Source organism: Hydrogenivirga caldilitoris, assembly GCF_003664005.1.
In the GTDB taxonomy this organism is placed as follows: Bacteria; Aquificota; Aquificia; order Aquificales; family Aquificaceae; genus Hydrogenivirga; species Hydrogenivirga caldilitoris.
Genome location: NZ_RCCJ01000001.1, coordinates 795,627 through 819,851, shown reverse-complemented (window position 1 = coordinate 819,851; position 24,225 = coordinate 795,627). Strand labels below are relative to the sequence as shown.

The 24,225-nt window shown below is 44.7% G+C and carries 25 protein-coding genes and 1 tRNA gene; 11 read left to right on the top strand and 15 right to left on the bottom strand.

What is annotated here, in order from left to right:
* Window positions 1-8: 8 nt before the first annotated feature.
* Window positions 9-542, bottom strand: a complete 534-nt coding sequence (locus BCF55_RS04420; protein WP_121010557.1) for a hypothetical protein — start codon at window positions 540-542, stop codon at window positions 9-11.
* Between the two features lie 20 nt (window positions 543-562).
* Here BCF55_RS04420 and BCF55_RS04415 point away from each other — a divergent pair, with 20 nt between their 5' ends.
* Window positions 563-1,642, top strand: a complete 1,080-nt coding sequence (locus tag BCF55_RS04415; protein WP_121010554.1) for a 3-deoxy-D-manno-octulosonic acid transferase — start codon at window positions 563-565, stop codon at window positions 1,640-1,642.
* Here the strand turns inward: BCF55_RS04415 and BCF55_RS04410 are convergent.
* Window positions 1,628-2,026, bottom strand: coding sequence for an arsenate reductase/protein-tyrosine-phosphatase family protein (locus BCF55_RS04410; protein WP_121010551.1), 399 nt, complete (start codon window positions 2,024-2,026; stop codon window positions 1,628-1,630). The two genes, BCF55_RS04415 and BCF55_RS04410, sit on opposite strands and share 15 nt — an antisense overlap.
* Window positions 2,027-2,042: 16 nt before the next feature.
* Here BCF55_RS04410 and lpxB point away from each other — a divergent pair, with 16 nt between their 5' ends.
* Together lpxB and BCF55_RS04400 are read left to right on the top strand one after the other, a co-directional pair.
* A complete protein-coding gene (lpxB, locus tag BCF55_RS04405) occupies window positions 2,043-3,161 on the top strand; it encodes a lipid-A-disaccharide synthase (RefSeq protein ID WP_121010547.1) in 1,119 nt (372 codons plus the stop codon).
* A 32-nt stretch (window positions 3,162-3,193) separates the two neighbouring features.
* On the top strand, window positions 3,194-3,829 hold the full coding sequence (locus BCF55_RS04400) for a hypothetical protein (RefSeq protein WP_121013144.1): 636 nt from the start codon (window positions 3,194-3,196) through the stop codon (window positions 3,827-3,829).
* Here BCF55_RS04400 and BCF55_RS04395 read toward each other — a convergent pair.
* Window positions 3,776-4,726, bottom strand: coding sequence for a glycosyltransferase family 9 protein (locus tag BCF55_RS04395; protein ID WP_121010544.1), 951 nt, complete (start codon window positions 4,724-4,726; stop codon window positions 3,776-3,778). The two genes, BCF55_RS04400 and BCF55_RS04395, sit on opposite strands and share 54 nt — an antisense overlap.
* Window positions 4,723-5,175: a DUF4878 domain-containing protein gene (locus tag BCF55_RS04390; protein ID WP_121010541.1), complete on the bottom strand. Its 453-nt coding sequence runs from the start codon at window positions 5,173-5,175 to the stop codon at window positions 4,723-4,725. The genes BCF55_RS04395 and BCF55_RS04390 overlap by 4 nt, the downstream gene beginning before the upstream one ends.
* A gap of 16 nt (window positions 5,176-5,191) precedes the next feature.
* On the opposite strand from BCF55_RS04390, the gene BCF55_RS04385 reads away from it, so the two are divergent.
* The 3 genes from BCF55_RS04385 to BCF55_RS04375 are packed head-to-tail and all read left to right on the top strand — an operon-like array spanning window position 5,192 to window position 8,001.
* Entirely contained in the window at window positions 5,192-6,346 is a 1,155-nt protein-coding gene (locus tag BCF55_RS04385) for a Re/Si-specific NAD(P)(+) transhydrogenase subunit alpha (RefSeq protein ID WP_245960396.1), read from the top strand.
* Window positions 6,346-6,627, top strand: a complete 282-nt coding sequence (locus tag BCF55_RS04380) for an NAD(P) transhydrogenase subunit alpha part 2 (protein ID WP_121010535.1) — start codon at window positions 6,346-6,348, stop codon at window positions 6,625-6,627. The genes BCF55_RS04385 and BCF55_RS04380 overlap by 1 nt, the downstream gene beginning before the upstream one ends.
* Complete coding sequence (locus BCF55_RS04375; RefSeq protein WP_121010532.1) at window positions 6,628-8,001, top strand: NAD(P)(+) transhydrogenase (Re/Si-specific) subunit beta; 1,374 nt, start codon at window positions 6,628-6,630, stop codon at window positions 7,999-8,001. It begins immediately after the preceding gene.
* Here the strand turns inward: BCF55_RS04375 and BCF55_RS04370 are convergent.
* Window positions 7,998-9,197, bottom strand: a complete 1,200-nt coding sequence (locus BCF55_RS04370) for an argininosuccinate synthase (RefSeq protein WP_121010529.1) — start codon at window positions 9,195-9,197, stop codon at window positions 7,998-8,000. The genes BCF55_RS04375 and BCF55_RS04370 overlap by 4 nt on opposite strands.
* Before the next feature lie 34 nt (window positions 9,198-9,231).
* Here BCF55_RS04370 and BCF55_RS04365 point away from each other — a divergent pair, with 34 nt between their 5' ends.
* Window positions 9,232-9,972 carry a hypothetical protein gene (locus tag BCF55_RS04365; protein ID WP_147425003.1) on the top strand — a complete coding sequence of 247 codons (741 nt, stop codon included), beginning with the start codon at window positions 9,232-9,234 and terminating at the stop codon, window positions 9,970-9,972.
* On the opposite strand, the gene BCF55_RS04360 is transcribed toward BCF55_RS04365, so the two are convergent.
* Window positions 9,953-11,209, bottom strand: a complete 1,257-nt coding sequence (locus BCF55_RS04360; protein WP_121010523.1) for an ABC transporter permease — start codon at window positions 11,207-11,209, stop codon at window positions 9,953-9,955. The two genes, BCF55_RS04365 and BCF55_RS04360, sit on opposite strands and share 20 nt — an antisense overlap.
* Window positions 11,210-11,232: 23 nt before the next feature.
* Here BCF55_RS04360 and BCF55_RS04355 point away from each other — a divergent pair, with 23 nt between their 5' ends.
* A complete protein-coding gene (locus tag BCF55_RS04355; RefSeq protein WP_121010520.1) occupies window positions 11,233-13,758 on the top strand; it encodes a cation-translocating P-type ATPase in 2,526 nt (841 codons plus the stop codon).
* On the opposite strand, the gene BCF55_RS04350 is transcribed toward BCF55_RS04355, so the two are convergent.
* The 3 genes from BCF55_RS04350 to truD are packed head-to-tail and all read right to left on the bottom strand — an operon-like array spanning window position 13,745 to window position 17,250.
* Window positions 13,745-14,827: an HlyD family secretion protein gene (locus BCF55_RS04350; protein ID WP_121010517.1), complete on the bottom strand. Its 1,083-nt coding sequence runs from the start codon at window positions 14,825-14,827 to the stop codon at window positions 13,745-13,747. The genes BCF55_RS04355 and BCF55_RS04350 overlap by 14 nt on opposite strands.
* Before the next feature lie 29 nt (window positions 14,828-14,856).
* Window positions 14,857-16,089, bottom strand: coding sequence for a tRNA (N(6)-L-threonylcarbamoyladenosine(37)-C(2))-methylthiotransferase MtaB (gene mtaB, locus BCF55_RS04345; protein WP_121010514.1), 1,233 nt, complete (start codon window positions 16,087-16,089; stop codon window positions 14,857-14,859).
* Between the two features lie 24 nt (window positions 16,090-16,113).
* Window positions 16,114-17,250: a tRNA pseudouridine(13) synthase TruD gene (gene truD / locus BCF55_RS04340; RefSeq protein WP_121010511.1), complete on the bottom strand. Its 1,137-nt coding sequence runs from the start codon at window positions 17,248-17,250 to the stop codon at window positions 16,114-16,116.
* 174 nt (window positions 17,251-17,424) lie between these two features.
* Between truD and BCF55_RS04335 the strand changes: the two genes are divergently transcribed.
* Both BCF55_RS04335 and BCF55_RS04330 read left to right on the top strand, forming a co-directional pair.
* On the top strand, window positions 17,425-17,616 hold the full coding sequence (locus BCF55_RS04335; protein WP_121010508.1) for a hypothetical protein: 192 nt from the start codon (window positions 17,425-17,427) through the stop codon (window positions 17,614-17,616).
* 48 nt (window positions 17,617-17,664) lie between these two features.
* A tRNA-Met gene (locus BCF55_RS04330) sits at window positions 17,665-17,738 on the top strand.
* Between the two features lie 12 nt (window positions 17,739-17,750).
* On the opposite strand, the gene BCF55_RS04325 is transcribed toward BCF55_RS04330, so the two are convergent.
* The 6 genes from BCF55_RS04325 to BCF55_RS04300 form a co-directional block, all read right to left on the bottom strand.
* Window positions 17,751-18,683, bottom strand: coding sequence for a M14 family metallopeptidase (locus BCF55_RS04325; RefSeq protein WP_121010505.1), 933 nt, complete (start codon window positions 18,681-18,683; stop codon window positions 17,751-17,753).
* On the bottom strand, window positions 18,676-19,614 hold the full coding sequence (locus tag BCF55_RS04320; RefSeq protein ID WP_121010502.1) for a M14 family metallopeptidase: 939 nt from the start codon (window positions 19,612-19,614) through the stop codon (window positions 18,676-18,678). Before BCF55_RS04320 ends, BCF55_RS04325 begins: the two co-directional genes overlap by 8 nt.
* Window positions 19,611-20,459 carry a transglutaminase-like domain-containing protein gene (locus tag BCF55_RS04315; protein WP_121010499.1) on the bottom strand — a complete coding sequence of 283 codons (849 nt, stop codon included), beginning with the start codon at window positions 20,457-20,459 and terminating at the stop codon, window positions 19,611-19,613. Before BCF55_RS04315 ends, BCF55_RS04320 begins: the two co-directional genes overlap by 4 nt.
* Entirely contained in the window at window positions 20,459-21,400 is a 942-nt protein-coding gene (locus BCF55_RS04310; RefSeq protein WP_121010496.1) for an alpha-E domain-containing protein, read from the bottom strand. Before BCF55_RS04310 ends, BCF55_RS04315 begins: the two co-directional genes overlap by 1 nt.
* Before the next feature lie 3 nt (window positions 21,401-21,403).
* Window positions 21,404-22,801, bottom strand: a complete 1,398-nt coding sequence (locus tag BCF55_RS04305) for a circularly permuted type 2 ATP-grasp protein (RefSeq protein WP_211322881.1) — start codon at window positions 22,799-22,801, stop codon at window positions 21,404-21,406.
* Window positions 22,802-22,957: 156 nt separating this feature from the next.
* Complete coding sequence (locus BCF55_RS04300; protein ID WP_121010493.1) at window positions 22,958-23,224, bottom strand: hypothetical protein; 267 nt, start codon at window positions 23,222-23,224, stop codon at window positions 22,958-22,960.
* A gap of 108 nt (window positions 23,225-23,332) precedes the next feature.
* Here BCF55_RS04300 and BCF55_RS04295 point away from each other — a divergent pair, with 108 nt between their 5' ends.
* On the top strand, window positions 23,333-24,220 hold the full coding sequence (locus BCF55_RS04295; protein WP_121010490.1) for an aspartate carbamoyltransferase catalytic subunit: 888 nt from the start codon (window positions 23,333-23,335) through the stop codon (window positions 24,218-24,220).
* Window positions 24,221-24,225 lie beyond the last annotated feature (5 nt).

The following is a 24,225-nucleotide window of genomic DNA, read 5'->3' as shown; positions in this document are numbered from 1 at the left end:
ACACCCCCCTAAGGTTTGACTTCCTTTAAGTTTAAAGTCGGAAGAGAGCGTTCATTTTCAAGCGGAATGAATTCTGTAACTATGCTGTATATATCCCTAAGAGTGTAAAAAGCATCCAGCATGCTGTTCTCAAAGTTCCTCTCAAGGCTCCTTACCATATAGTCAACGTCACGCATCTTTACAAGGGCTATGCCAGACCAATTCTCCTTCACAACGCCAACGGTAACGTTAAGCCTGTTGAAGAACCTCAACAGAACTTCCTTTGATAGCTTCACGCCTCCGTCTATCAAAAGCACATCATCTCCTCTTAACTTCCTCAAACCCTTGTAAGCACCAAAGACAGGCGTGTCCTTGAGGTTGTTTATCAGACATACGTCCGGGAATCTATCAAATATATCCTTAAAATGAGAACTCACCGAGGCGTATATGTTGTCTATGCCAACCACCCTTCTGAGGTAATATAGGTTCTTTTCAAGCTCCCTGTAGAACTTATCCTTGCCGTTTTCAAGTAGTTCAGAGTAAAGAACCAATAGAGCTTTCATACTATAATTCTAAAACACCCATGCACTTTTGTCTTAAGAAAAGATTTCTATTGGAGAAACCAAATGTTGATAACCTATCAAAGCCTATTTGGGTGCATTGCGCAAGCGTGGGTGAGTTTAACACCTTTAAACCTATACTCAGAGAGCTGAAAAGCAGGGAGCAGGTGGTATTGACCTACTTCTCGCCCCGGGCGAAGGGTTACCTTGAAAAGCAATCAGGGCTTTATGACCTTCTCTTTCCGCTTCCCTTAGACCTACCTTTCCTCCTGAGGAGATTTGAATCCCTAATTCAACCGAAGGTGCTCATAATAGTTGAAAGGGAGTTCTGGCCTGCTTTAATCAAGGCTACCAGGGTGAAAAAAATCCTCGTAAATGCATACGCCAGGGGTAATTTTCTTGAAAAGCTCCTTCTCCCTAACTTTAAGCTTATAATTGCGAGAACTGAACGAGATAGGGAGCTCTTTGAGAGGGAAGGAGCAGGCAAAGTTGTTTCCTGTGGAAACCTGAAGTTTGTGCAGGAAAACGATCTTCAACCCATAAACCTTAAGATACCGGAAGGTTATAAACTCTGGGTTGCAGGAAGCACACGGGAAGGTGAAGAGGAGATTATATTAGAAGCCTTCCTTGAAGTCCGGAAAAGTTTACCACTCAAGCTTGTGATAGCTCCCAGACATGTATCCCGTGTGAAAGAGGTGGAAAAGGTTTTGAGGGGAAAAGGCTTATCTTATGCAAGAAGGAGCTCTATGGGGGAGGAGTGGGATATCTTGCTCGTAGATACCCTTGGGGAGCTTAAGGCTATGTATTCGCTGGCTGACGTTGCGTTTGTTGGAGGCACCTTCTACCCCGCAGGTGGACACAACCTTTTAGAACCGGCTTTCTTTGGCAAGCCTGTGGTCTTTGGACCCAGTACCTACAAGGTACGAGACCTTGAAGAGTTCTTGCTCTCCAGTGGATACGGTTTCAAAGTTAGCTCACTAAAAGAACTGGTGGCTACTGTGGAAAAACTTCTTAAGGAAGGCTTTACCCCGGCAGGAGACCTCAAGAGCTATTCCCAACAGGTTAAAGAGTGCTACATTAGGACCATATCAGGAGAGCTTTAGTAAACCCTTCAGGTGGCTTTCAATATCCTCAAGGGTTCTCTTGAAGGATTCTTCACTTTCAGAGGGCTCCTCTATTAGCCAGTTCTCTCTCCTCTTATGACCGACTACGAACTCACACCTTTCCTTAGCCTCATTACCGATCGTTACAACCACGTCCAGCTTTCTGTACGGAATTTTACTCACGGGTTTTGGATACAGACCGTTTACCGTATAACCCTTATCTCTAAGGGTCTTAATGGTTAATGGGTTTACCTCTTTTGCAGGCTCCACACCTGCGGAAAACACCTCCGCCTTTATGCCTAAGTCTGAGAGTAATTTTCTTGCCACAGCCTCAGCCATTACACTCCTTACCGCATTTTTGTGGCTGATAAAACCGATCTTCATGGTCTTTAATAATAGCATGTCTGTGAAAGTGTTTCTCTCCGTTGGCGATATATCCGCGGCGAATTACCTGTATGAGATACTGAAAGAGGGCTTTGAGGATTTTGAATTTCTCGGTATTACCAACACAAGGCTTGAAAGTATCGGGATTAAAAGTGTGGGGCAGATATCAGAGTTGTCCGTTGTTGGGATAGCGGAGGTACTGCCGAGACTCCTTAAGATAAGGAGGCTCTATAAAAGGAGTATTGAGGTTCTTCGGGATTGTGATGTTCTTATCGCCTGCGATGCACCGGGTTTTAACCTGCGCCTTATAAAAGAGGCTCGCAGAATGGGTGTTGAGAAGGTGGTCTACTTTATCTCCCCTCAGGTTTGGGCTTGGAAGCCAGGAAGGGCAAAGATTATAGCTGAATACGTAGATGACCTTATCGTGATACTCCCCTTTGAGGTGGAAATATACAGAAACTTTGAGAGCGGGAAATTTAAGGTTCATTATGTGGGACATCCCCTTGTAGACATGGTAAAACCAAGTGTAAGCCGGGAGGAGTTCTACAGAATTCTTGGCATAGATGAGGAGCCCGTCAACCTTATGCCCGGTAGCAGATGGGGAGAGGTGAAACGCCACTCCTCTATCCTTAAGGAGGTGGTAAAGAACCTTCAGGGTAGGGTTAAGGATTTTATCCTCCCTACCTTTGAAGATTTCAGGGAATACATAGAGGATAGTTTTAGCGGTTTACCTGTTAAGGTTATCACGGATAGGGACGTAAGCTACCCCTCTTACAACTCCATGTTTTACTCAAAACTATCTATCGTAGCTTCTGGCACCTCTTCCCTTGAGGCTGCTCTTGCCTATAATCCCCATATAGTTTTTTACAGTCTGAACCCGTTGACATACATGCTTGCAAGGTTTCTCGTTAGGGTTGAGTATGTGAGCTTGCCAAATCTTATCTTGAACGAAGAGGTTATCCCAGAGCTTATAAATAAAAGCCCATCTCAGATAACGAGAGCAGCCATTACCCTTCTTGAAGAGGATAAGGAGAGAGAGCGTATGAGGTATAGGTTCGGTGAGCTGAAGAGTAGGCTCGGTGGGAAGGAGGTGATTGTGAGGCTCAGGAGTTTATTTAGAGAACTTCTGGGTTGACGAGAAAGTACTTATTTACAATACTTTTATCCATGTTCAAGGAAACGACGATTCTGATAGTTTTGAGTAGAGTGGTTGAGTTTCTGGGAATAATAACAACCATCTTCTTGATGTTCAGAGGTTACAAGTTAAAGTACGTTTATCTAGTTGGGGGTGTTGTTGTTTTAAGCTTAATATCAAGCACAGCAGGATTACTTGCCAGGGAATACTTTGAGTATATAGCTCTTGCGGACCTCCTTCTTACAGCTGGCGTCCTGGGTGGTGTAGTCCTTTACGTCAGCAAGAACCCTGAAAAGGCGAGGGACTTTACACCACCAGAAAAGTGTAGGTGTCCTGTATGCAAGGCTATCATAATAAAGGAAGATGAGCTGTGCACTATGAAGATAGGAAGTTACACTTACTATTTTGATTCCTGTGACCATCTGATAAAGCTTATGAAGGAAATAGACTTCTTCTTGGAGAGAGAGAGCTTACCCTTCGGTGAGGTTAAGGAGTTGTACGTCAAGGCAAAAGACACCAAGAGGTGGAAAAAGCTTGAAGATGTGAACGTGGTTGAGGAAGGGGGTGTATTCTACGCTTATGAAAAAGTTCCCAAGGGTAAGGAAGCCATAGCCTTAAAGGAACTCTTTAACAACTTCAAGGAGAAGTTGAGCAGGAGGAAGACTTAAACACTCAAAGGTGCCTGTTTTACACCTTTTAGGGTTTGGGGAACATGGAGAGCAGGGTGCAGGATTTTCAAGATAAGCGCCTGCAAGGGGGTAAAACCCATACTTTGGAGATGTTGCGGTGTACACAGTAACTGCAGGGACTCCCAAGGCATTTGCAATGTGAACAGGAGAGGAGTCATTGGATAGCACAACACGGCAACCTTTTATGACTGCCATAAGCTCTCTTAAGCTTGTTTTTCCAACAAGATTTATGAACTCCACTCTGGAACGTAAGATTTCAACCTTATCCCTGTCTGAGGGCAATCCCGTAACAACCACATCAATACCCTTCAAAGCCTTTATGGTATCAGTCCAGTTATCAAGACTCCACTCCTTAAGGGGGAAGTTGGAAAAGGGGTTTATAACCACATACTCTCTCTCCTTAAGAGAGAACCTCTTTAAGGTGTCTTTAAACTCTTCTTCCTCCATCGGTAGAAACGTTTCCCTGGTCAGCTCCTTTATCCCCAAAGCCTTCAGGAGCATGAGGTTTCTATCAACCTCGTGGAGTTCCCACCTGTGCTCAACTATGTGGGTATAAGCTTTGGGAAATTCTGACCTGTCAAAACCAACTCTAATCGGTATACCTGAGAAAAGCATTATGAGAGCGGTCCTCAGTGACCTGTGGGGAACTATGGCTACGTCAAAGCCCTTTAGCCTCTTTAAAATTGAGAAGCTCTCCATTAGACCCTTTGAGAAGGGTATGAGCTCTAAGTTCCATCCCTTGAATAGCTCCCTTATGAAGGGTCTTCCCACGAAAGCTATGCCCGCCTTCGGATAGTTCTTCTCAATGGTTCTTATCAAAGGAGTTGTTAGGATAACATCGCCCAGAAATGCTGTCTGCCAGATGAGGAATTTCACTTTTCCTTTTGTTCTTTCTTGATTTCTGGTTTATAGGGGGTGATATCAACTATCAACCACTTGTCTCCTTCCTTAATAAGTACAAAGTTAAATAGTTTTTCTATTCCACTGCCGTCTACAACCTTAACCTTAACCATAGCATTTTCCTTACCGAGGGGTTTTCCCTCCATGACTTTAATCTCGTCTATGTTGGCTCCCATACTACTTAGAAAACAGGCAAGCACTTGAGAGGGTTTGAGCTCTGTCAGCTCTATGGGCAACTTTACCTCTTTGGCAAGGCTGTCTCTAAAGGTCGGATGCAAATACCTGAGAGCTTCCTGCCCTTTCTTGTCCTTAACTTCTTCCAGGAATTCCTCAACTGTATCTTTAGCTGCTCCGTAAGGTTCACCGCAGGACTTTATTCCGAAAAGCAGAAACGTTGCAAATGAAGCGATTAAAACCCTTCTCATGCTAAAATTATACACCATGTTTGTTGGAGTCATCAAAGAGACGTATCCCAACGAGAAGAGGGTCGCCCTGATACCGTCTGAAGTCCAGAAATTAGGCAGGATGGGTGTTGAAGTCCTCGTTGAAAGGGGGGCTGGCGAAGGAGCTGGATTTTCCGACGAGGAATATTCACAGGCTGGTGCAAAAGTTTTGGATAGGGAAGAGGTTTTTTCCAAGGCTGAAGTGATACTGAAGGTAAGAGACCTTATGGCAGACCAGGAGAACTTTTTGAGAGAAATTGAGAGATACTCTGGCAAAGTTCTAATAGGTTTCCTTGAGCCTTTTGCTGTGGGTGATATTCTTGATAGGGTTAACTCTCTCAATTTAACCGCCTTTGCTATGGAGCTAATACCCAGGACAACGAGAGCTCAGAGCATGGACGCTCTCTCCTCTATGGCAACAGTAGCGGGCTATAAAGCGGTTCTCATAGCTGCAAACATGCTGCCCAAGATGTTCCCGATGCTCATGACCGCGGCTGGGACAGTTCTCCCTGCGAGGGTCTTTGTGGTGGGTGCCGGGGTAGCCGGTCTTCAGGCTATAGCTACCGCCAAGAGACTGGGTGCTGTGGTTCAGGCTTATGATATAAGACCCGCTGCTAAGGAGCAGGTTTTGAGCTTGGGAGCAAAGTTTGTGGAGCTCGGACTTGAAAGCGAACAGGCTGAGGATAAAGGCGGGTACGCAAGAGCGATGGACGAGGAGTTTTACAGGAGACAGAGGGAGATGATGACCGAGGTTGTATCGGAAAGCGATGTAGTTATAACCACGGCTATGGTTCCTGGAAAGAAAGCTCCAGTTCTGGTGACAGAAGACATGGTTAAGGGCATGAGACCAGGTTCTGTTATAGTTGACCTCGCTGCAGAGAGGGGGGGAAACTGTGAACTTACCGTTCCAGGAGAAGTTGTTGAAAGGTACGGGGTAAGGATAGTTGGAGCTGTAAATCTTCCATCGCAAGTCCCCTACGATGCAAGCCAGATGTACTCAAGGAACCTATTTAACTTTCTTAGTCTCCTTGTGAAAGAGGGGGAGTTTCACATAAGCCTTGAGGATGAGATAGTGAGGGACACACTTCTTTTCAGAAACGGAGAGCTGGTAAATGAAAGGATTAGAGAGCTTATAAGCGGAGGAGCCGGGTGATGGAAGACTTCATGATGTACTTCACGATATTCGTTCTCTCAATGTTTGTTGGTTTTGAGGTTATAACAAAAGTTCCTCCTACGCTTCATACCCCTCTGATGTCTGGTTCTAACGCTATATCGGGCATAACCATAGTGGGTGCCCTCATATCTGCCGGGTCCCACCACACCACCCTCACGACTTTACTCGGCTTTGTAGCCTTAGTCTTTGCAACCGTGAACGTTGTTGGTGGTTTTCTGGTAACCCACAGGATGCTTGAGATGTTCAGGAGGAAGGAGTGAATGGAGAAGATAATAGTAAACCTTGCGTACCTCCTCTCTGCTTCTCTCTTCATATTCGGGCTTAAAGGACTCTCCCATCCAAGAACAGCCGTAAGAGGTAATATGCTCGGTGCCCTAGGTATGCTCATAGCGGTTGTGGTTACACTTCTGGACAAGAAGATAGCTGACTTTTCCCTAATAATAGCTGGACTTGTGATAGGGGCAGCTATCGGGACGCTTCTTGCCCTCAAGGTTGAAATGACCGCAATGCCCCAGCTTGTTGCGGTTTTTAATGGACTGGGAGGAGGCGCTTCTGCACTGGTGGCGGGTGCCGCCCTTTATGAGACAAAGAACCCTGATTACCTTTTTACTACAGCTTCGGTTGCTTCTGGAATAATAGGGGCGGTGACCTTTTTTGGTAGCGGTGTTGCCTTCGGAAAGCTTCAGGGGATTATAAATGAAAGACCTGTAAGGTATACAGGTGAGCAGGTTGTAAAAGCGCTATTTGCCATTGCAGCCGTTACCTTTGGAGCTTATCTGGTGCTTAACCCACAAAACCTACATCTATACTGGGTTATAACCGGGCTCTCTTCGGTTCTCGGTGTCCTGCTTACCATAGCCATAGGCGGTGCCGATATGCCCGTTGTGATAGCCCTACTTAACTCCTACTCAGGTCTTGCCGCTGCAGCTACAGGTTTTGTCCTCCAGAATAACGCCCTTATAATTTCAGGTTCACTCGTTGGAGCTTCGGGAATAATACTTACGAATCTGATGTGCAAAGCCATGAACAGATCACTTCTTAACGTCTTATTTGGCGGCTTCGGAGAGGTAGTTCAGACTTCAGAGGAGGACATATACGCAGGAAAGGTGAAAGCTACTTCACCCGAAGAGGTAGCTCTCCTTCTGGAGGGGGCAAGGAGGGCGGTTATCGTTCCAGGTTACGGAATGGCTGTTGCTCAAGCTCAGTATGCGGTCAGAGACCTATACAACCTTTTAGAGTCAAGAGGCGTTGAGGTTGAATTTGCGATACATCCCGTTGCGGGAAGGATGCCCGGACACATGAACGTTCTGCTTGCAGAGGTGGACATACCCTACGAAAAGATGAAGGAGTTAGAGGATATAAACCCTACCTTTGAACAGACAGATGTGGTCATAGTTATAGGGGCGAATGATGTCGTTAACCCACTGGCTCAGACTGACCCTAAAAGTCCGATAGCAGGTATGCCTGTCCTTGAGGTCTGGAAGGCAAAGACGGTGGTCGTGATAAAGAGAAGTCTCAGCCCCGGATTTGCAGGAATACCCAACCCCCTTTTCGCTATGGACAACGCCCTTATGCTCTTTGCCGATGCCAAGAAGGCTGTTCAGGATATAGTCAACGCTTTAAAGGAAGGTTAACTCTTACCTCTCCTTCCCAAAACCCTGATGGGTAAGCCCCATACCTTTGTGAAGTGCTTACCGGCTATATGGTCAAAGGCGTCTTTCTCCGAATAGGTGGCAAGGTCCTCAACGTAAAGGGAGTTGGGAGACCTTCTTCCAACAACACTCACATGTCCCTTGTAGAGCTTAAGTCTCACTTCTCCTGTCACGTCTCCCGCAAGTCTTTCAGTGAAGGCGTCAAGGGCTTCTCTCAGGGGCGTAAACCATAGACCTTCATACACAAGCTTTGCATACTCGTGAGGAATATGGTTGATAAAGTAGTGAAAGGTGAACCTGTCAGTTACAAGAGAGAGCAGGTCTCTATAAGCTTCATATAGGACTATCGCACCGGGAGCTTCGTATATTTCCCTGCTCTTTATACCCACAAGCCTGTTTTCAACCATATCTATTCTTCCCACCCCGTGCTTCCCTGCCAACCTGTTAAGGTCAAGGATCAACTCGCTCAGAAGTTTGTACTCCTTTCCGTTAAGAGAAACAGGAGAACCTTCTCTGAAGCCGATTGTGACGTATTCCGGCTCATTGGGAGCCTTTTCGGGAGAGGTGGTTATCTGATAGGCGTCCTCCGGGGGTTCGGTCCAAGGGTCCTCAAGGGGACCGCATTCTATTGACACTCCCCAGAGGTTTCTGTCTATAGAGTAAGGTTTTTCTTTTGTGACCTTAACTGGTATGCCGTGCTTCTTGGCATACTCTACCTGTTCTTCCCTTGCTTTGAATTCCCACTCTCTAACCGGAGCCAGCACATCAATGTCTGGATTTAATCCCCACACGGACAGCTCAAACCTTACCTGGTCATTCCCCTTTCCCGTTGAGCCATGTGCTATGTAGTCGGCTTTGAACTTCTCTGCATAGTAAACGAGTTTCTTTGATATAAGGGGTCTTGAGAGAGAGGCGGTCAGAGGGTACTTCCCCTCGTATAGAGCCAAAGCCCTCAGTGTTGGCATACAAAAATCTCTTGCAAACTCCTCCTTTATGTCCTCTACTATAGCTTCAACCGCCCCGGAAGCTCTTGCCTTGTCAGGTATCTCGGAGAGCTCCTCCCCCTGACCTACGTCTGCTGTATAGGTTATAACCTCATACCCCTTGTCGGTTAACCAGCGAACTATCACAGATGTATCAAGTCCACCCGAATATGCAAGAATGACCCTCTTAGCCATAGAAAATTATTATATCTCTACTATAATACCCTCAGTGTGGAGAGAAGCTCTACTCTTCTGGAAGATAAGCGTACTTAAAATCCCGACTCTCGTGGCTGCTTTCTTGCTCATACTATTCAGCGTCTTTACCTTCATGCCTCCCTTTAGCCTTCCTGCCCTGCTTTTCAATTACTACCTGACCTTTTCTTACGTGGTATTCATGTCAAAGAAGTACATAGAAACGGAGGGTAACCCCAGTACCTTTGAGGAGGCTACAAACAGCCCTATTAAATTCTTGTATTCCTACGCTTCGGAAACCATAGGTGTTTTGGTAGCTCAGTTCCTGTTGACCCTTGGAGCGATTTTGTTTGCTCTAATCGTCTTTAGTGTTGGAGGGGTATGGTCGGTTATCAAGCCCCTATTCATGGGCGGTGATGTCAGCTGGACAGGTTTGGTTCTAAGCCTTGTTCTTTCTCTATTCGTTTATTTCTCAGTTGTTACGTCTTTTCCGATATTCTTCGGGAGAGCCATGCTCAGGGGAAAGGGCTTCTCCCAGACTTTGAGCTACTTTTTAACTTCCCTTTATGCAGAGATAAGCTGGAAGACCATACTGAACTGGGATTACATAAAGTCTTCAGCTATCGTGTCTTTAATAACGCTATGTCTGTTGGTTTTAAACCTTTTGATAGCCTTTATAACTCCCTTAGCACTTTTAGCCCCGGCCGTAACGCTCCTTAACCTTTATCTCCTATACCTCTTTGGGACTGTTGCATCCTTTAGACTCCTCCGCTTCTGAATATATCAACGGGGTTCAATCTGGCAGCCCTGCGGGCTGGATAGACGGAGGCAAGCCACGAGAAAATAAGGGCGAAGAGAGCACCCCCAACGTAATACCTGAAAGACCTGTCAAGAATGAAACCCTTTGCCCTTATAAGTCCTTCAAGGTCTATCTCCACACTTGCCAGGTACTCCTGAGACAGGTAAGCACCGATTCCTCCCACAACAACTCCAACCACCCCTATCAGGAAACCTTGAAGTAGGAATATAGCCACTATGTCAGAACTTGAATAACCCATGGCTTTGAGTATAGCTATGTCCCTTTGCTTTTCTAAAACGGTCATCATTAAGATGTTAAATATTCCGAAAGCCGAGACCAGAAGAATTGCTCCTACAACCATATAGGTTATGGTGTTTTGTATCTTAAAGAGCTGTAAAAAGTTACTGTATGCCTCTTGCCAGCTCTGGGCGTCGTAACCAGTTCTCTCTTCAATGTACCTTGCTATCCTTACCGCTTCATTCACGTCCCTGACCTTTATAACGAGTTCATTTACCTCATTGGGTCTGCCGTAGAGCTTCTGCATAGTCCTGAGGTGTATGTACGCTCTACTCTTATCTATCGTGGTTATTCCTGAGTTAAAGAAGTCAATTACCTCAAATACCTGGGAGGTTCCGTTGGGAGCTACAAGTACAACCTTCTTCCCAGGCTCTTTTATGCCCAGGTCCCTTGCCACAAGTCTTCCCAATATTATTCCGTTTCTCTTCACATTAAGGATATCCAGCTTATTGTTCTCAAGGTATCTGTCTATACTCGTTGCTCTTCTTTCAAACTCAGGCTCTATACCAAACAGGTTAACGGGTACGTCCATAGGTCCGAATCTGACTATGGCGTTGCCCCGCAGGTGTGGTGAGCCACCCACTATACCTTCCCTATGGGAAAGCTCCTCAATAATCCTTCTGTAATTACTGAGCCGGTCTCTGACATCCTTTGGTTTGGAACCAAGTATTTCAACAATAACGTCCTTGTTGAATACCTTCTTAAGTATCCTCTTTTCATCGTAATTAAACTCCGGTTTAACCGATATATGGGCGTCAAGGTCTATCACCTGGTTTATGAAGTGCTTCTGAAAACCAAACATCAGGGAGCTCATAACGACAAAGGCAGCCATGCCTATGGCTACTCCGAGAGTGGAGACCACTGTCTGCCTTCGCCTTTGAAATATAAGCTTAAGACTGACGAACAGGATGTGGTTCATAACCTTAAAATTTTATAGGGTAAATGGATAACTATAAAGCTCACACACTCACGCCCGAAGATTTGATTGAAAGGCTTGGTACAAGCATAAATGGGCTTTCCGAGGAGGAAGCCCAGAGAAGACTCAGGATTTATGGAAGGAATGAGGTTGAGCAAAAGAGGGAGAGCTCCCTTGAAATATTCTTCCGCCAGTTTAAAAGCCCACTGGTCTATATACTGATCGCAGCATCCTTAGTCTCTATAGCCATAGGGGAGACCTTTGACTTTATCCTTATAGTTGGCATAATCTTAGTAAACTCTCTCTTAGGTTTTATTCAAGAGCATCGTGCCATCAGTTCTCTTGAGTCTCTTAAAAGAATGACCGAGAGCAAGGTGAGGGTAAAGAGGGAGGGTGTGGTGAAGCTTGTCCCTTCAAGTTTCCTCGTCCCCGGTGATGTAGTTTCCTTGAGTGAAGGGGACGTTGTCCCTGCAGACATAAGGCTCTTAAAGGCTGAAGGACTTCTGGTGGATGAGTCGGTTTTGACAGGAGAATCCATTCCCGTTGAGAAAGATTCGGATGTGCTACTTTCTGAGGACGCCCCTATTTATGAGAGGAAAAACTTACTCTTCAAGGGGACCATAGTCGTGAAGGGGCACTGTGAGGGGGTTGTTTATGCAACCGGAGCCAGGACTGAGCTTGGGAAGATAAGTTTAAGGGCAGAGGAAAAGTCTCCGGATACACCACTCACAAGAGCGCTAAAGGCTTTCTCAAGGAGGTGGATGCTCCTCCTCCTCTTTCTCTTGCTCCTACTTCTTGCTGTCGGTGTCCTTCAGGGAAGAGGTATCTATGAGGTGGCTCTCCTTGTTATAGCCGAACTTGTCTCCGCAGTTCCAGAAGGTCTTCCAATAGTAATAACCCTTGTCTTGGTGGTTGGCGCTGTGAGGTTGAGCAGGAGGAAGACTTACATAAGGTACCTTCCAGCGGCAGAGACCCTTGGTAGCACCACTTACATAACTACCGATAAAACAGGAACTATAACGGAGGGGAAGCTGAAGGTCATGAAGGTCTATGAAGTGGATGCCGAAATGCTCAGACTTGTGGCTGCTCTGTGCAACAACTCAGATGGGTCTTCCGGAGACCCGGTTGAGGTCGCCCTTGTGAAATGGCTTAAGGGTATGGATTTTGATGTCCTCCGTGTGAGGGAAGCCTGTCCCAGATTAAGGGAGTTTCCTTTTGACACCAGGAAGCGCTACATGACCACAGTTCATCGCTGCGATGGAGGGAAACTGCTCCTTATTAAAGGAGCCCTTGAAAGCCTTGGCTCCCTATCAGAAGACGTCCCGAAAGATATCCTTGAAGAGCACGATAGAATGGCTGAGGAGGGGCTTAGGGTTCTCGCTTTCGGGTATGCACAGGTAGAAGAGATACCGAGCTCTCCGGAAGAAGTAAAGATAAGAATTGTCGGGCTTGTGGGTTTTTTGGACCCTCCCAAGGAGGGTGTAAGGGAAGCGGTAGAGATAGCTAAGAAAGCAGGGATAAGGGTGATAATGCTCACCGGGGACAACCTCAAAACAGCTAAAGCTGTGGGTAGAGAGGTGGGAATATACGGGGAAGGAAGCTGGGCTGTGGAAGGAAGGCAGATAGAGAGTTACACCGATGAGGAGCTCTACAATGCCCTTAAAAGGATAACGGTCGTTGCGAGGGCACTACCCGAAGACAAGTACAGGATAGTCAGGGTTCTTCAGAGCAGGGGTGAGGTGGTAGCCGTTACCGGAGACGGAATAAACGATGTTCCAGCCCTCAAGGTGGCGGACATAGGCATAGCCATGGGCTCCGGAGCTCAGGCGGCAAGGGACGTGGCTAAAATGGTCATAGCGGACAACAACCTCTCGGTCATAGTGGACGCAGTCAGGTGGGGAAGAGTGATTGCGAGGAACATAAGGAGGGCTATCTATTACCTGCTGTCCAGTAGTTTTGATGAGGTTATTCTCCTCTCCTTAGCCTTCCTCATGAAGCTGCCCTTTCCCCTATATCCAACCCAAATCCTCTGGATAAACTTAGTTACCGATGGAGTTCAGGATAAAGCTTTCCCTTTTAATGGAGAGGAAAGGGACCTTATGAGAGAGAAACCCAGAAAACCGGAGAAGGTCTTCTTTGATAGGAGACAGCTTATTGATACACTTTCAACGGCCCTCTTTGTGGGATTTGCTAACATACTCCTGTTTCGCTATCTTTTGGAGATGTGCGATTACGAGCATGCACTGAGCGTTACCTTCACTTCAATGGTTGTGAACCAGTGGTTCAACGGAGTTCAGACTATAAGGGACCTGCCCTTCTTTTACAGACCCTGGAGAAACTTTACCCTTAACCCTTACGTCTATGCAGGACTTCTTATAGGTCTTCTTCTCCAGCTCTCCGCCCTCTACCTATTTCCTGAATTTCTCCACGCTGTTCCTTTGAACTTTAGAGATTGGCTTTACGTCCTGCTCACCTCTTTTGGTCTCTTCCTCTTCATAGAAATGAGGAAGTTTCTTTGGCTTCTCTTTGAGAAAAAGCTTACCTCTCGCTGAGACAGGGCGTTCCGGGAGGGTAGCCGAGAACTTCTGCATAGTCTTTAAATACCCTGTTTATCTTAACCTTTCTCTTCTCACCGTTTACCAGGAGAGTAACGAAGCCGTCTTTGACAAATTCTAAAGGAACAACGGTGGTCTTTAACTTACTGATCAGTATGTTACCCTCTACAACTGAATTTACGGGCACGCCCCTGGGTAGCTCAACCTCCACTTCTACATCAACAACTCTCCTCGTAGGGTCGCTTTCAAGGTCTAATTTTAGGACTTTACCTTCAAGGATTTTATCTGGCAATGCGTCTGTTGTTATGTAAACCTGTTGCCCTTCCTTCACAAGAGGTGTTAGTTCCTCATCAATGTTCAGCACGACCTTCTTTTCCAGAGAACCTATGGATACAAGGGCGTTTTCTCTGCTTATGGCGTTGACATAATCTCCCTTTTCAGCGAACCTCTTAAGAACCACACCCTCTATGGGGCTCTTTATTTTGTAATTTTCAAGCTCCCTCTCAAGGGAAGTCTTCTCTTTCTCAAGAGAGGCAAGTTCAGACTTCATTTCTTTAACTGTATCTTTGAGCTTTAGCTGTGCCATATTGAGCTCTATCCGAGCTGACCTGTAAAGCCTTTCAGCTTCCTCAAGGGTTTCCTTAGGTATAACACCTTTATCAAAGAGTTCCAGTCTGCGCCTGTATTTCTTTTCGGCTTTCTCAAGGTTTTCCTCCCTCAAATCCACATTCTGTCTGAGGTTCTTCATAAAAGGCGAGTCAGGCTCAAGTCGCTCCCTTAAGGTCTTAATCCTCTCTTCAAGAGCCTCTATTCTGTTCTTAAGACCTACGCTGTCTATAATAGCAAGTAGCTGCCCCCTTTTGACCATATCTCCGCTGTCAACAAAGATGTCCTTTATGTATCCAGATACGGCAGACCGGACTAAAACGTACTCCCTGCTCCTTACATAACCAGAACCGTAAACCGCTTTAACTACTTCCTTCGTCTGTACAACACACTCTTCAAGGGCATAGGAAAGGGTTGTAATGGAAAACAGGAAAAGCAGAGACGGTTTCAAAAACTTCATGGGATTTATATTTTAAACGTTCGCAAGAGTTACAAGGTGACCTCCACAACCCTTCCTGGGGGTGCATACGTACTTCTCTCTACGCTTATATAATTCTCGGTCAGCAACTTTCCGTTCCCTAGAACCGTTGCTCTCAACTTCCGCCCCAAATTTTTCCTGTAAAATTCTGTCCTTTTCTCGCTATCCAGTTTATTTAAGGCTCTTACCCTCTCCTTCTTTACCCTCTCCTGCACTTTTCCTTTAAGCTTACTCGCCTTTGTAAAAGGTCTATCAGAATAGGGGAATACGTGCAGGTAAGCAAAAGGTAGCTCTTCCACAAATCTGTAGGTATCTTCAAAATCTTTATCACTCTCTGTGGGAAACCCGACTATGATGTCTGTACCGATAGCACTCTCAGACCTACTCTCAAGTATGAGATTTACCACTCGGAGGTAGTCTTCCCTTGTGTATCCCCTCTCCATAAGGGCAAGAATTCTATCAGAGCCACTCTGAAGAGAGAGGTGAAAGTGGGGAGCTATCCTATCCTCGGTTGCTATTAACTCTATAAGTTCTTTAGAAAGCTCCTTTATGTGCATTGATGAAAGCCTTATAAGCTTTATTCCCTCAACTTTAAGCAGGTCAAGAAGCAACTCATGAAGGGAGGAGTCTATGTCCCATCCGTACTGGGACAGTTGGGTTCCCGATAAAACGACCTCCTCAAAACCTCTATCCGCCAAAAGCTTCACCTGCTCAATTACTTTCTCTTTAGGGGCACTCCTCACCTTTCCTCTTGCAAAGGGTATAACACAAAAAGTACAGAATTTGTTGCACCCTTCCTGAACCTTGAGAAAAGGTCTTGACTCTTCAAAGTAAAGAACCGTATCAAAATTTTTCAGCTCATTCTGTCGGAATATCTCTCCAACAACAGCTTTCTTGTTCTTCTTTTCCAGGAACTCCTCCACGAGCTTGAGTATTTCGCTCTTATGGGTATTGCCTACCACGAGGTCAACCTCATTGAGAGAGGTAAGTTCCTGGGGTTTTACCTGAGCATAGCATCCGGTAGCTACCACAACAGCCTTGGGATTTCTCCTCTTAGCTTGATAGAGAGCTTGTCTGGAGGAGCGGTCACCTCCGGTCGTCACAGTGCAGGTGTTTACGATGTAAATGTCTGCAAGCTCTTCAAAACTAACCACCTCATAGCCAGACTCTATGAATTTTGAACGCATCAGGTCGGTATCAAACTGATTCATTCTGCACCCAAGGGTATAAAAGGAAACTCTCATAGCCAGGTTAAATAATATAAGTGCTTAATTTATGGGTGTGCAAAGGAGTTTTCTCAGCAGAATGGTAGCGTAACTTCCCGGCGGGAGTGTAAAGGAGAGTTTCACATGGTTCTTCCCTTCTTCCATAAGTTTTAATCCCTCTGGGAAAACAAAGGCTTTCCTGATACCGTCGTTGAATAGCTTGATTCCTATCCTTTCAGCTTCAATGGCTTCTCTGTCTATTCCCTCTTCCTTAAGTATGCTTTCAATTATGAGCTCTATCTTTTTGCTCTTAGGTTTGAACTCTATTCCGATGAAGGGTATCTCAAGCTCTTTTATCTCTTTAAAAACGTCTTCATTAATCTCCTTTATAAAGGAGATTTTCCACTTCAAAAAGGGTACAGGGCAATGCTTGAAATACCTTGCAACAAAGGTGTTTAAATACCTGTTCCACAGATAACTCTGGTAAGCAAATACAAACATAAGCTTTATGTTCCTTGGCAACTCTGCAAGAGCTTCCTCAAAAGACTTCCCCTTTAACAGGGATTCCACAAGTTTTACCTCTGGTATTGAAGTCTGGGGCATGAGCCGTAGGAATTCTTTCCAGTTGCCCCATGCTTTCAGGAGAGCTTTTTTCCTCCTCTTATCACCAAGAGAGGTAAGATACTCTTTAGCGGCAGCCTCATAGTTGTTTTTTAAAAGGTGTTTAAGTATGAACTCCCCTGCGTGCTTTACAGAGCCAAACCTCTGCTCTCCAAAGTAGTTTTCAAAACCGAACTTCTTGACGAAGGGTATCCTCTCCTTTAAAAGTCCTATATCCTTGGGTCTAACTCTCCTGACAACAATCTCAAAATAGTTACCTTCTATTTCACCCAGGCTTACAGGTCTCCTTCCATACCCCAAGAACTTGAGAGTAAGGTTTTCCGTTTTTATCTCTCTTATGTACTTTGGTCTTTCAACGGATATAAACTGCTCCGAAAGGGCGTGTTTATCCTTTAACCCTCCAAAACCTACTCTTTCTTCGGAAACACCGAGGAGCTTGGAAATCTCCCTTATAGCTTCAAGGGTGTTCAGTCCCTTCTTTCGTAGCAGGAAGTACGCATACCGTCCATCTGGTTCAAACTCCAGATGCTTTATTTCTCTTACGTAAAAGTCCTCTGGACGCTCCTTTATAATCACCATAACTTTTAAAGATACATGGAAATCAAGGATTTAGCTTTAGCAGTAGTATTGATAGTTGGAGGGCTAGTCTTACTCTGGAAAGGAGCGAGAGATAAAAGCAAAGGGGAATGCTGCCGTTAGAAATTAACAGAAACTTAACGAATAGGTATTAAGGTGTATGCAGGAGGTTAAAGCATGAAAGTATTAAGGGTTAAAAGTAAGAGGGATAGGGAACGTGTTGAGAGAAGAGTGTTGGGGAAGAAAAAGGTGCTTGCGGTAGTAAGTGATGTAAGAGACCTGAACTCAGATTTCATAAAAAAAGCCAATGTGGTTATAATTGATGAAAGCTCTGGCGGAGAAAACCCTCAGCCGACAGTCCAAACCTGAACACTTGAAGACTTTTTCTCCAGGAAGTATAATAATAACTTGCATAAACGCGGGGTGGAGCAGCCTGGTAGCTCGCCGGGCTCATAACCCGGAGGTCGAGGGTTCAAATCCCTCCCCCGCAAATTTTATAACCATCACTTGACTTCAAGTCTAAAGGCAACCGTGTTCTGATATATCATTGGGTGGTTATGTTTTTGAAATACAATCCCGTCAACGGGAGACTTTATCTTGACTCTTGTCTCTCCTGACAAGGGGTCTTCAACACGGAAGAGGGTTTCCCCTTTCACCACATAGTCTCCTAACTCCTTGTAAGGATGGAATATACCCGCATAGGGTGTCTTCACACTCACAAGGCTTTCATCTTCTATAACTTCAGGAAAGTAAAGCTCGTGAATCCTGTGTGAGATTACTTCATTCTTAGATAAGAACCTGACCAGGGCGTTTTTAATCTCCTCAGCGTAAGCAAAGTTTATGTCGTTTGCCTTTCCACCGTATATTGAGTAGGCTTTTGTGTTCCAGATTTGCCAGTTGTAAGCAAGGGTGACGGTGTCATAGGGTTTAGGCTGTATCTTGTGTATGTATCTCAACCCAAAATCTCTTGACTTATCTATATCGCTGTTTTCCATGTCAAAAACCTTCACATGGGGAATGTATTCATTGGACCTTATTCCTGATGTAAGTTTTATTCCGTAATCAAAACCTTTGACCTTTTCAAACAACATTGCCGCTATCCTCTGGGTAGTTTCTCCTCTATCGTATCCTGGAAACATCCTGCTTATGTCCGTATTGTCCAGGGGCCAGTATCTCTTTTCAATATTGAAGCTGTAAGTGTTGACTGCTGGGATTATAAGCACTTCTCCCCTTACGAAAGACTTGTTATGTTCAAGCTTTTCCTTCAAGAATCTTACGAGCTTTGATGCCACGTAAAGCTGGAGGAGTTCATCTCCTCTTAAACCACTTACTATGGCAACAGAAGCTTTCCCTTCTGCTCCTTTGAATCTGTAGCCATAAACCTTTAGCTCATCCCTGCTCGGGGACGGAAAACTGAAGAGAAGCTCTTTACCCATTTTTTTCCTCGTAAATCCTGGCAAGGAGGGAGCCGGGATATACCACTGGGTACTCCCTCAGGGTAAATAGAAAACCTTTAGCTGGGGAAACAACATCCTGGAGAACCTCTCCCGTTAGAGAGGATACGACTCTTCCTATATTCTCTCCTTCATTAACCCAGCTGCCGTGCTCTGAATTCTGTATAAATATCCCTGGAGCTTCCGCGTTTATGAAGTGGACTTCTCCGTTCGTTGAGATCGTTGGTTTCCTCACATCATAGTTAACCTCATAGTTTAAAAACCCCTCTTGGGTGAGCAAGTTTACAATCCCCCTAAAAAGCTGATAACAGTACTCTTGAGTTAGCCTCATACCTACACCCATCTCCACGACGAGGGTTTTAGTGCCGAGCTCATTCATTGTATGGGCAAAGGTGGATTTTAAAACCGTAACAGCACCATGAACCCATATAAAATCCACGTTCAGCTTCTCAGCCAAGGGAACGAGGGTTTCAGCATTCTCCTCACTTATCCTAACTTGGGGTATTTCAAAGAGAAAGATGTTGCTTGAATGGATGTCTATCGCTATGTCCGAACCCTTCACAGCTTCAACAAGAGCAAAGGCGATTCTCTCCGGTAAGGTTCCTTCTGGTGAACCTGGGAAAACTCTATTTAGGTCAATATCTGTAGGAGGAACGTTCCTCAATATGGAATCTATTCCGACGGAATTGATAGAGGGATAGATATCTATAGTTCCGAGAATCTTATCTTCATTCTCTCTTAAAAACCTGTTCAGCAGATAACACACCATTTGACCTTCAAGCTCATCCCCGTGTATGCCCGATACTATTGATATCCTCTTTCCACTTCCCGGATTTCCGGGAGTATACCTGTTCCTTCTTATGTAGAATTTCTCAGAAACCCTTAAATCAAGGGAAAATACCTCTTCTATCATTGCTGCTCCTGGGAAACCTGCACTAAATACTGGGTTTCCACCTTTCCATTTGTTTTTACGACCCCTTTAATAGGTGCACAATCATTATAATCAACGCCGTGAGCTACCTTTACGTAGTTTTCATCAACGAGAAGGTTGTTTGTAGGGTCAAAACCCTTCCAGCCCACTCCCGGTATCAGGGCTTCAACCCAAGCGTGCATGAACAGGCTTCCAATTAGACCCTCGCCGGGGTTTAAATACCCAGATACGTATCTGGAGGGTATCTGGTTCTCTCTTGCCACAGAAATAAAAGCGTGAGCGTAGTCCTGACAAACTCCTTTCCCAAGCTCAAAGACTTGGTCGGCAGTAGTGTAAACGTCCGTTGATAGGGTGCAGTAATCTATTCTCTCGTTTATATACCTGTTCAGTTCTAACAAGAAGTTAAAGACCGATTTTGATTTATCAAGGTTTGGTATCTTCTTCTTATTAGAATCCGACAGGTGAGTGTATCTGGTTCTTTTCAAAAACAGGAAGTTATCAATCTTGAAGGCTTCAGAGTTTAAAATGGCTCTTTCCTCTTCAGGCGGAAGCGAGATAAAGTCAAAGGGGTTTACCTCCTTCACTGCGACCTCAGCTTCCATTCTGAAAGAAAAAGTCTCAAAGGGCTTGGCGGTTCTTATCCTGAAAACGTCAAACCCAAAGGTGTTCTTATATAGGGTAGGTTTCTCTTTGATAGAATTCTCTGTGTTGTAGAACAGAAGCGTTTGAGATTCATCGGTTGTTGGCAAAACCAAAAGGTCGTATATAGCCTCCCTTACCACATCCGTGTAATGGTTGTCGGTGTTATATATAACTTTGTACCTCATCAGTATACAAAATACCTCTTCTCTATCAGGGTTGCTAAACTGTAGATATCGTTCAGAGTTCTTAAGCAAAACTCCTTTTCTCCCACGTTTATGATATCTTCAACGGTTGTGTACCTGAACCTTGAAGCGAGTTTGCCTGCCTCAAACTCCACGCTTCCCGCCTTCTCCTCTTTATCCAAAGAAACTAAAACGAGTAGATTGTAAATGCTCTGAAGATTATAGGAAATTGAGCGTGGAGATTTGGGATTCAAAATCAGGATTTCAAGAACTTTTTCCTTGTCCGTAGCTTTTGGGTCAAGTGTGCTCTTTATATCTTCAGCAGCGGTGCTTTCAAGAAGCTTGTTCCACTGGAAACGTTCCGCTATCTCTGTAGGATTTTTCATGTTTTCAATGTCCTGTATCTTTGCCAAGATTATTCTTGACAGCTGGGCAGCTTTCTCTATGTCTATTCCAAGCTTTATAAAAGCCCATCCGATATCCTTCATTATGATCCTGTCTATTATCCCGTTGATAATGAAGCAGTTGTCTATCACGGTATCAAGCAGGTCAAAGGGATTTTTCTGAAACCTGTTAAATCTGTAGTTTTTTAAATAGTGATAGAAACGGTTTATGGACTCCCATAGATGCTCAGCCAATATATCTCTTGTTGTCCTGGCGTTCTCTCTCGCCATGCTCAGGGAATAAAAAACTGAAGTGGGGTTATCCCTATCAAATATCGCCGTGTACAGGACATCATCCTCAGATAAAGTCTCGTATTTCTGGAAGTAGTAGTCTGAGTTACCAAGAATGGAGAGTATTGAGTTTAAAGTTAGCTCCTTTTTCTGTATAAAGGGTGCATCTAAAGCCGAGTAGTATTGAACCTCTACAAATCTCGTCGTGTCTTCAACCCTTTCCAGATATCTACCGAGCCAAAAGAGGTTGTTCGCTATCCTTGAGAGCATGCTTTATTCCATAACCCACGTATCTTTAGAGCCCCCACCCTGTGATGAGTTAACTATAAGACTGCCTTTCTTTAGGGCAACTCTAGTTAAACCACCCTTAAGAGGATATTTAAAATCCTTTCCATAAAGGAGGAAAGTCCTTAAATCTATGTGTCTTGGTTCAAATTTCCCAGATTCTTCAATAAACGTAGGGTGGGTGGAAAGCGTCATTATCGGCTGGGCTATATACTTTCTTCTGTTTCTTCTTATCTTGTTTTTGTAAGTTTCAATCTCTTCTTTTGTTGCCATAGCACCTATAAGTATCCCGTAACCTCCTGATTCATCAACAGGCTTGATAACTAACTTCTCCATATTGTCCATTACATAATTGAAATCCTCCTCTATGTCACAGATATACGTCGGAACGTTATTAAGCACCGGCTCCTCTTTAAGGTAGTACCTTATCATTTGAGGCACATAGGCGTATATGGCTTTATCGTCAGCAACTCCAGTTCCTGGAGCGTTAACTATAGTCACATTTCCAGCCCTGTAAGCGGCCATTATTCCCGGAACTCCGAGGAGGGATTCAGGTTTAAAGACCAAAGGGTCTAAGAAACTGTCATCAACCCTTCTGTATATCACATCAACTTTTTGGGGTCCGTAGATGGTTTTCATATACACGAAGTTGTTATCAACGAACATGTCTCTACCCTCAACAAGCTCTACACCCATATTGTGAGCTAAGAACGTGTGCTCATAGTAGGCTGAGTTATATATACCCGGAGTCAGAACAACGCAGGTTGGCTCATCAACTCCTTCAGGTGCGACTGATTTCAGCATCGCAAGAAGTTGCTGAGGATAATCGCTCACAGAAGACACCTCATAATGGAAAAATATGTTGGGCAGGACTTTTTTCATCGTTGACCGGTTTGACAGGACATAACTCACCCCCGATGGAGAGCGTAGATTATCTTCCAGCACGTAAAACTCTCCGTCTTTGTGGCGGATTATGTCAATACCGGATACGTGTGTGTACACACCACCTGGAGGTTCAAGATTTATCATTTCCTTGTTGTAATGGGGAGACTCCAGAACGAGGTCGTAGGGAATAACCCTATCTTTAAGTATCTTCTTATCATGGTATATATCGTGCAGGAACAGGTTTAGAGCAGTTATCCTTTGAACAAGTCCCCTTTCTATTTTCTCCCATTCTCTTTGAGTTATTATCCGTGGGAAAAGGTCAAAGGGAAAAATTCTCTCTATACCTTCCTTTTCAGAGTAAACCGTGAAAGTTACACCCTGATACATAAAGGAAATTTTCGTGTGATTGTTGAGTTCTAAGAACTCATCTTTGGACATTTTGGAGAAGAAGTTGGCTACCTTCTGGTAATGTTTTTTTGGCTTGCCTGTTCTGTTAAACACCTCATCAAAAGCCTTGTATTGCCTTAGGTGCTTAAAATAACCCCTAAACAGTGGTTTTGATTGCTTAATTGTTCCCTTAGTCTTTAACACTTAAACTCCTTTGTTATCAATTTAAAGCTTATTTGGTAACCTGTCAAATATTTATATCATAATCTTTTAACCTACTACTTCCCAGAAAAAGGTTGGGAGCGTATTATTTCTCTCATAAACTTTCCAACTTTCCTGAGTTATCAAGTCTACTATAGTTGGCAGGACCAGGCTTACGTCCGTTCCCTCCAATATTCTTATCCTCAGAGAAAATTCAGTGTTGACTTCCTCCGAAGACAGCTCCATAATTTCCAGGCTTTCAACAAAGGGTAGCCCTTCAATTCTTTCAAGGAGTGCAAAGAGCCATGGTGCCCAGCCTACCTGAGTGGCAACCATTGAATAACCTCCTTCTGACCTTTAAATTCGGCAGGAGTGTTACCGCTATGTTACCTGAATTTCTTCCATTAAACATTCCATCTATGGCCTAAAATAGTTTTCCAAGCCATGAAGAGCCTCATATCTGTCAGGGATATCGGCAAAAAGGAAGTTGAAAAGATACTGAAGAAAGCTTCCTCTTTTAAAGAGGGTAAGGAAGAGAGACTTGAGGGGGATATCGTTCTCCTGTTCCTTGAACCTTCAACCAGAACCCGCATATCCTTTGAGAAGGCGTGTAGAACCCTTGGTCTGGAAACTTATACAGTCCTGGGGGAGAGTAGCTCCCTTGCGAAGGGGGAAAGCTTCTTTGACACCCTTAAGACCTTTGAAGCCCTTGGGTTCAGGGGTGTGATCTTCAGGGTCCCTTTCATACTGTTCCCCTACGAGGATACAGCGAATGCCCTTAAACTTTCCCTCATAAACGCGGGAGACTCAACCCATCAGCATCCTACGCAGGGGCTTACAGACCTGTTTACACTCCGAGAAGCTTACGGAAGCCTTAAAGGTTTAAAGGTGCTGTATGTGGGTGATATAACCCACAGTAGAGTCTTTAGGTCTGGAGCAGCTCTTTTCGGGCTTTTCGGTGCTGAGGTTTCTGTATCCGGACCCAAGACCATGATTCCAAGGGATATTCACGTGTTTGGTGTTAAAGAGGTTTTTGATAATGTGGACGAAGGTATAGAGTGGGCTGATGTTGTTATATGGCTTAGACTTCAGAAAGAGCGTCAGAAGGAAAACCTGATTCCCTCCGAGAGGAGTTATTTTGAGCAGTTCGGCCTTACAAAGGAAAGGCACAAGAAACTGAAGGGTTTCTTCATGCACCCTGGACCTGTCAACAGGGATATAGATATAGACAGCTCACTGCTCTACTCCGAAAAATCCCTGATACAGGAGCAGGTTAGAAACGGTCTGTTTATCAGAATGGCAGTTATAAGCTGGTGCTTTACAGACAAATAAGCCTT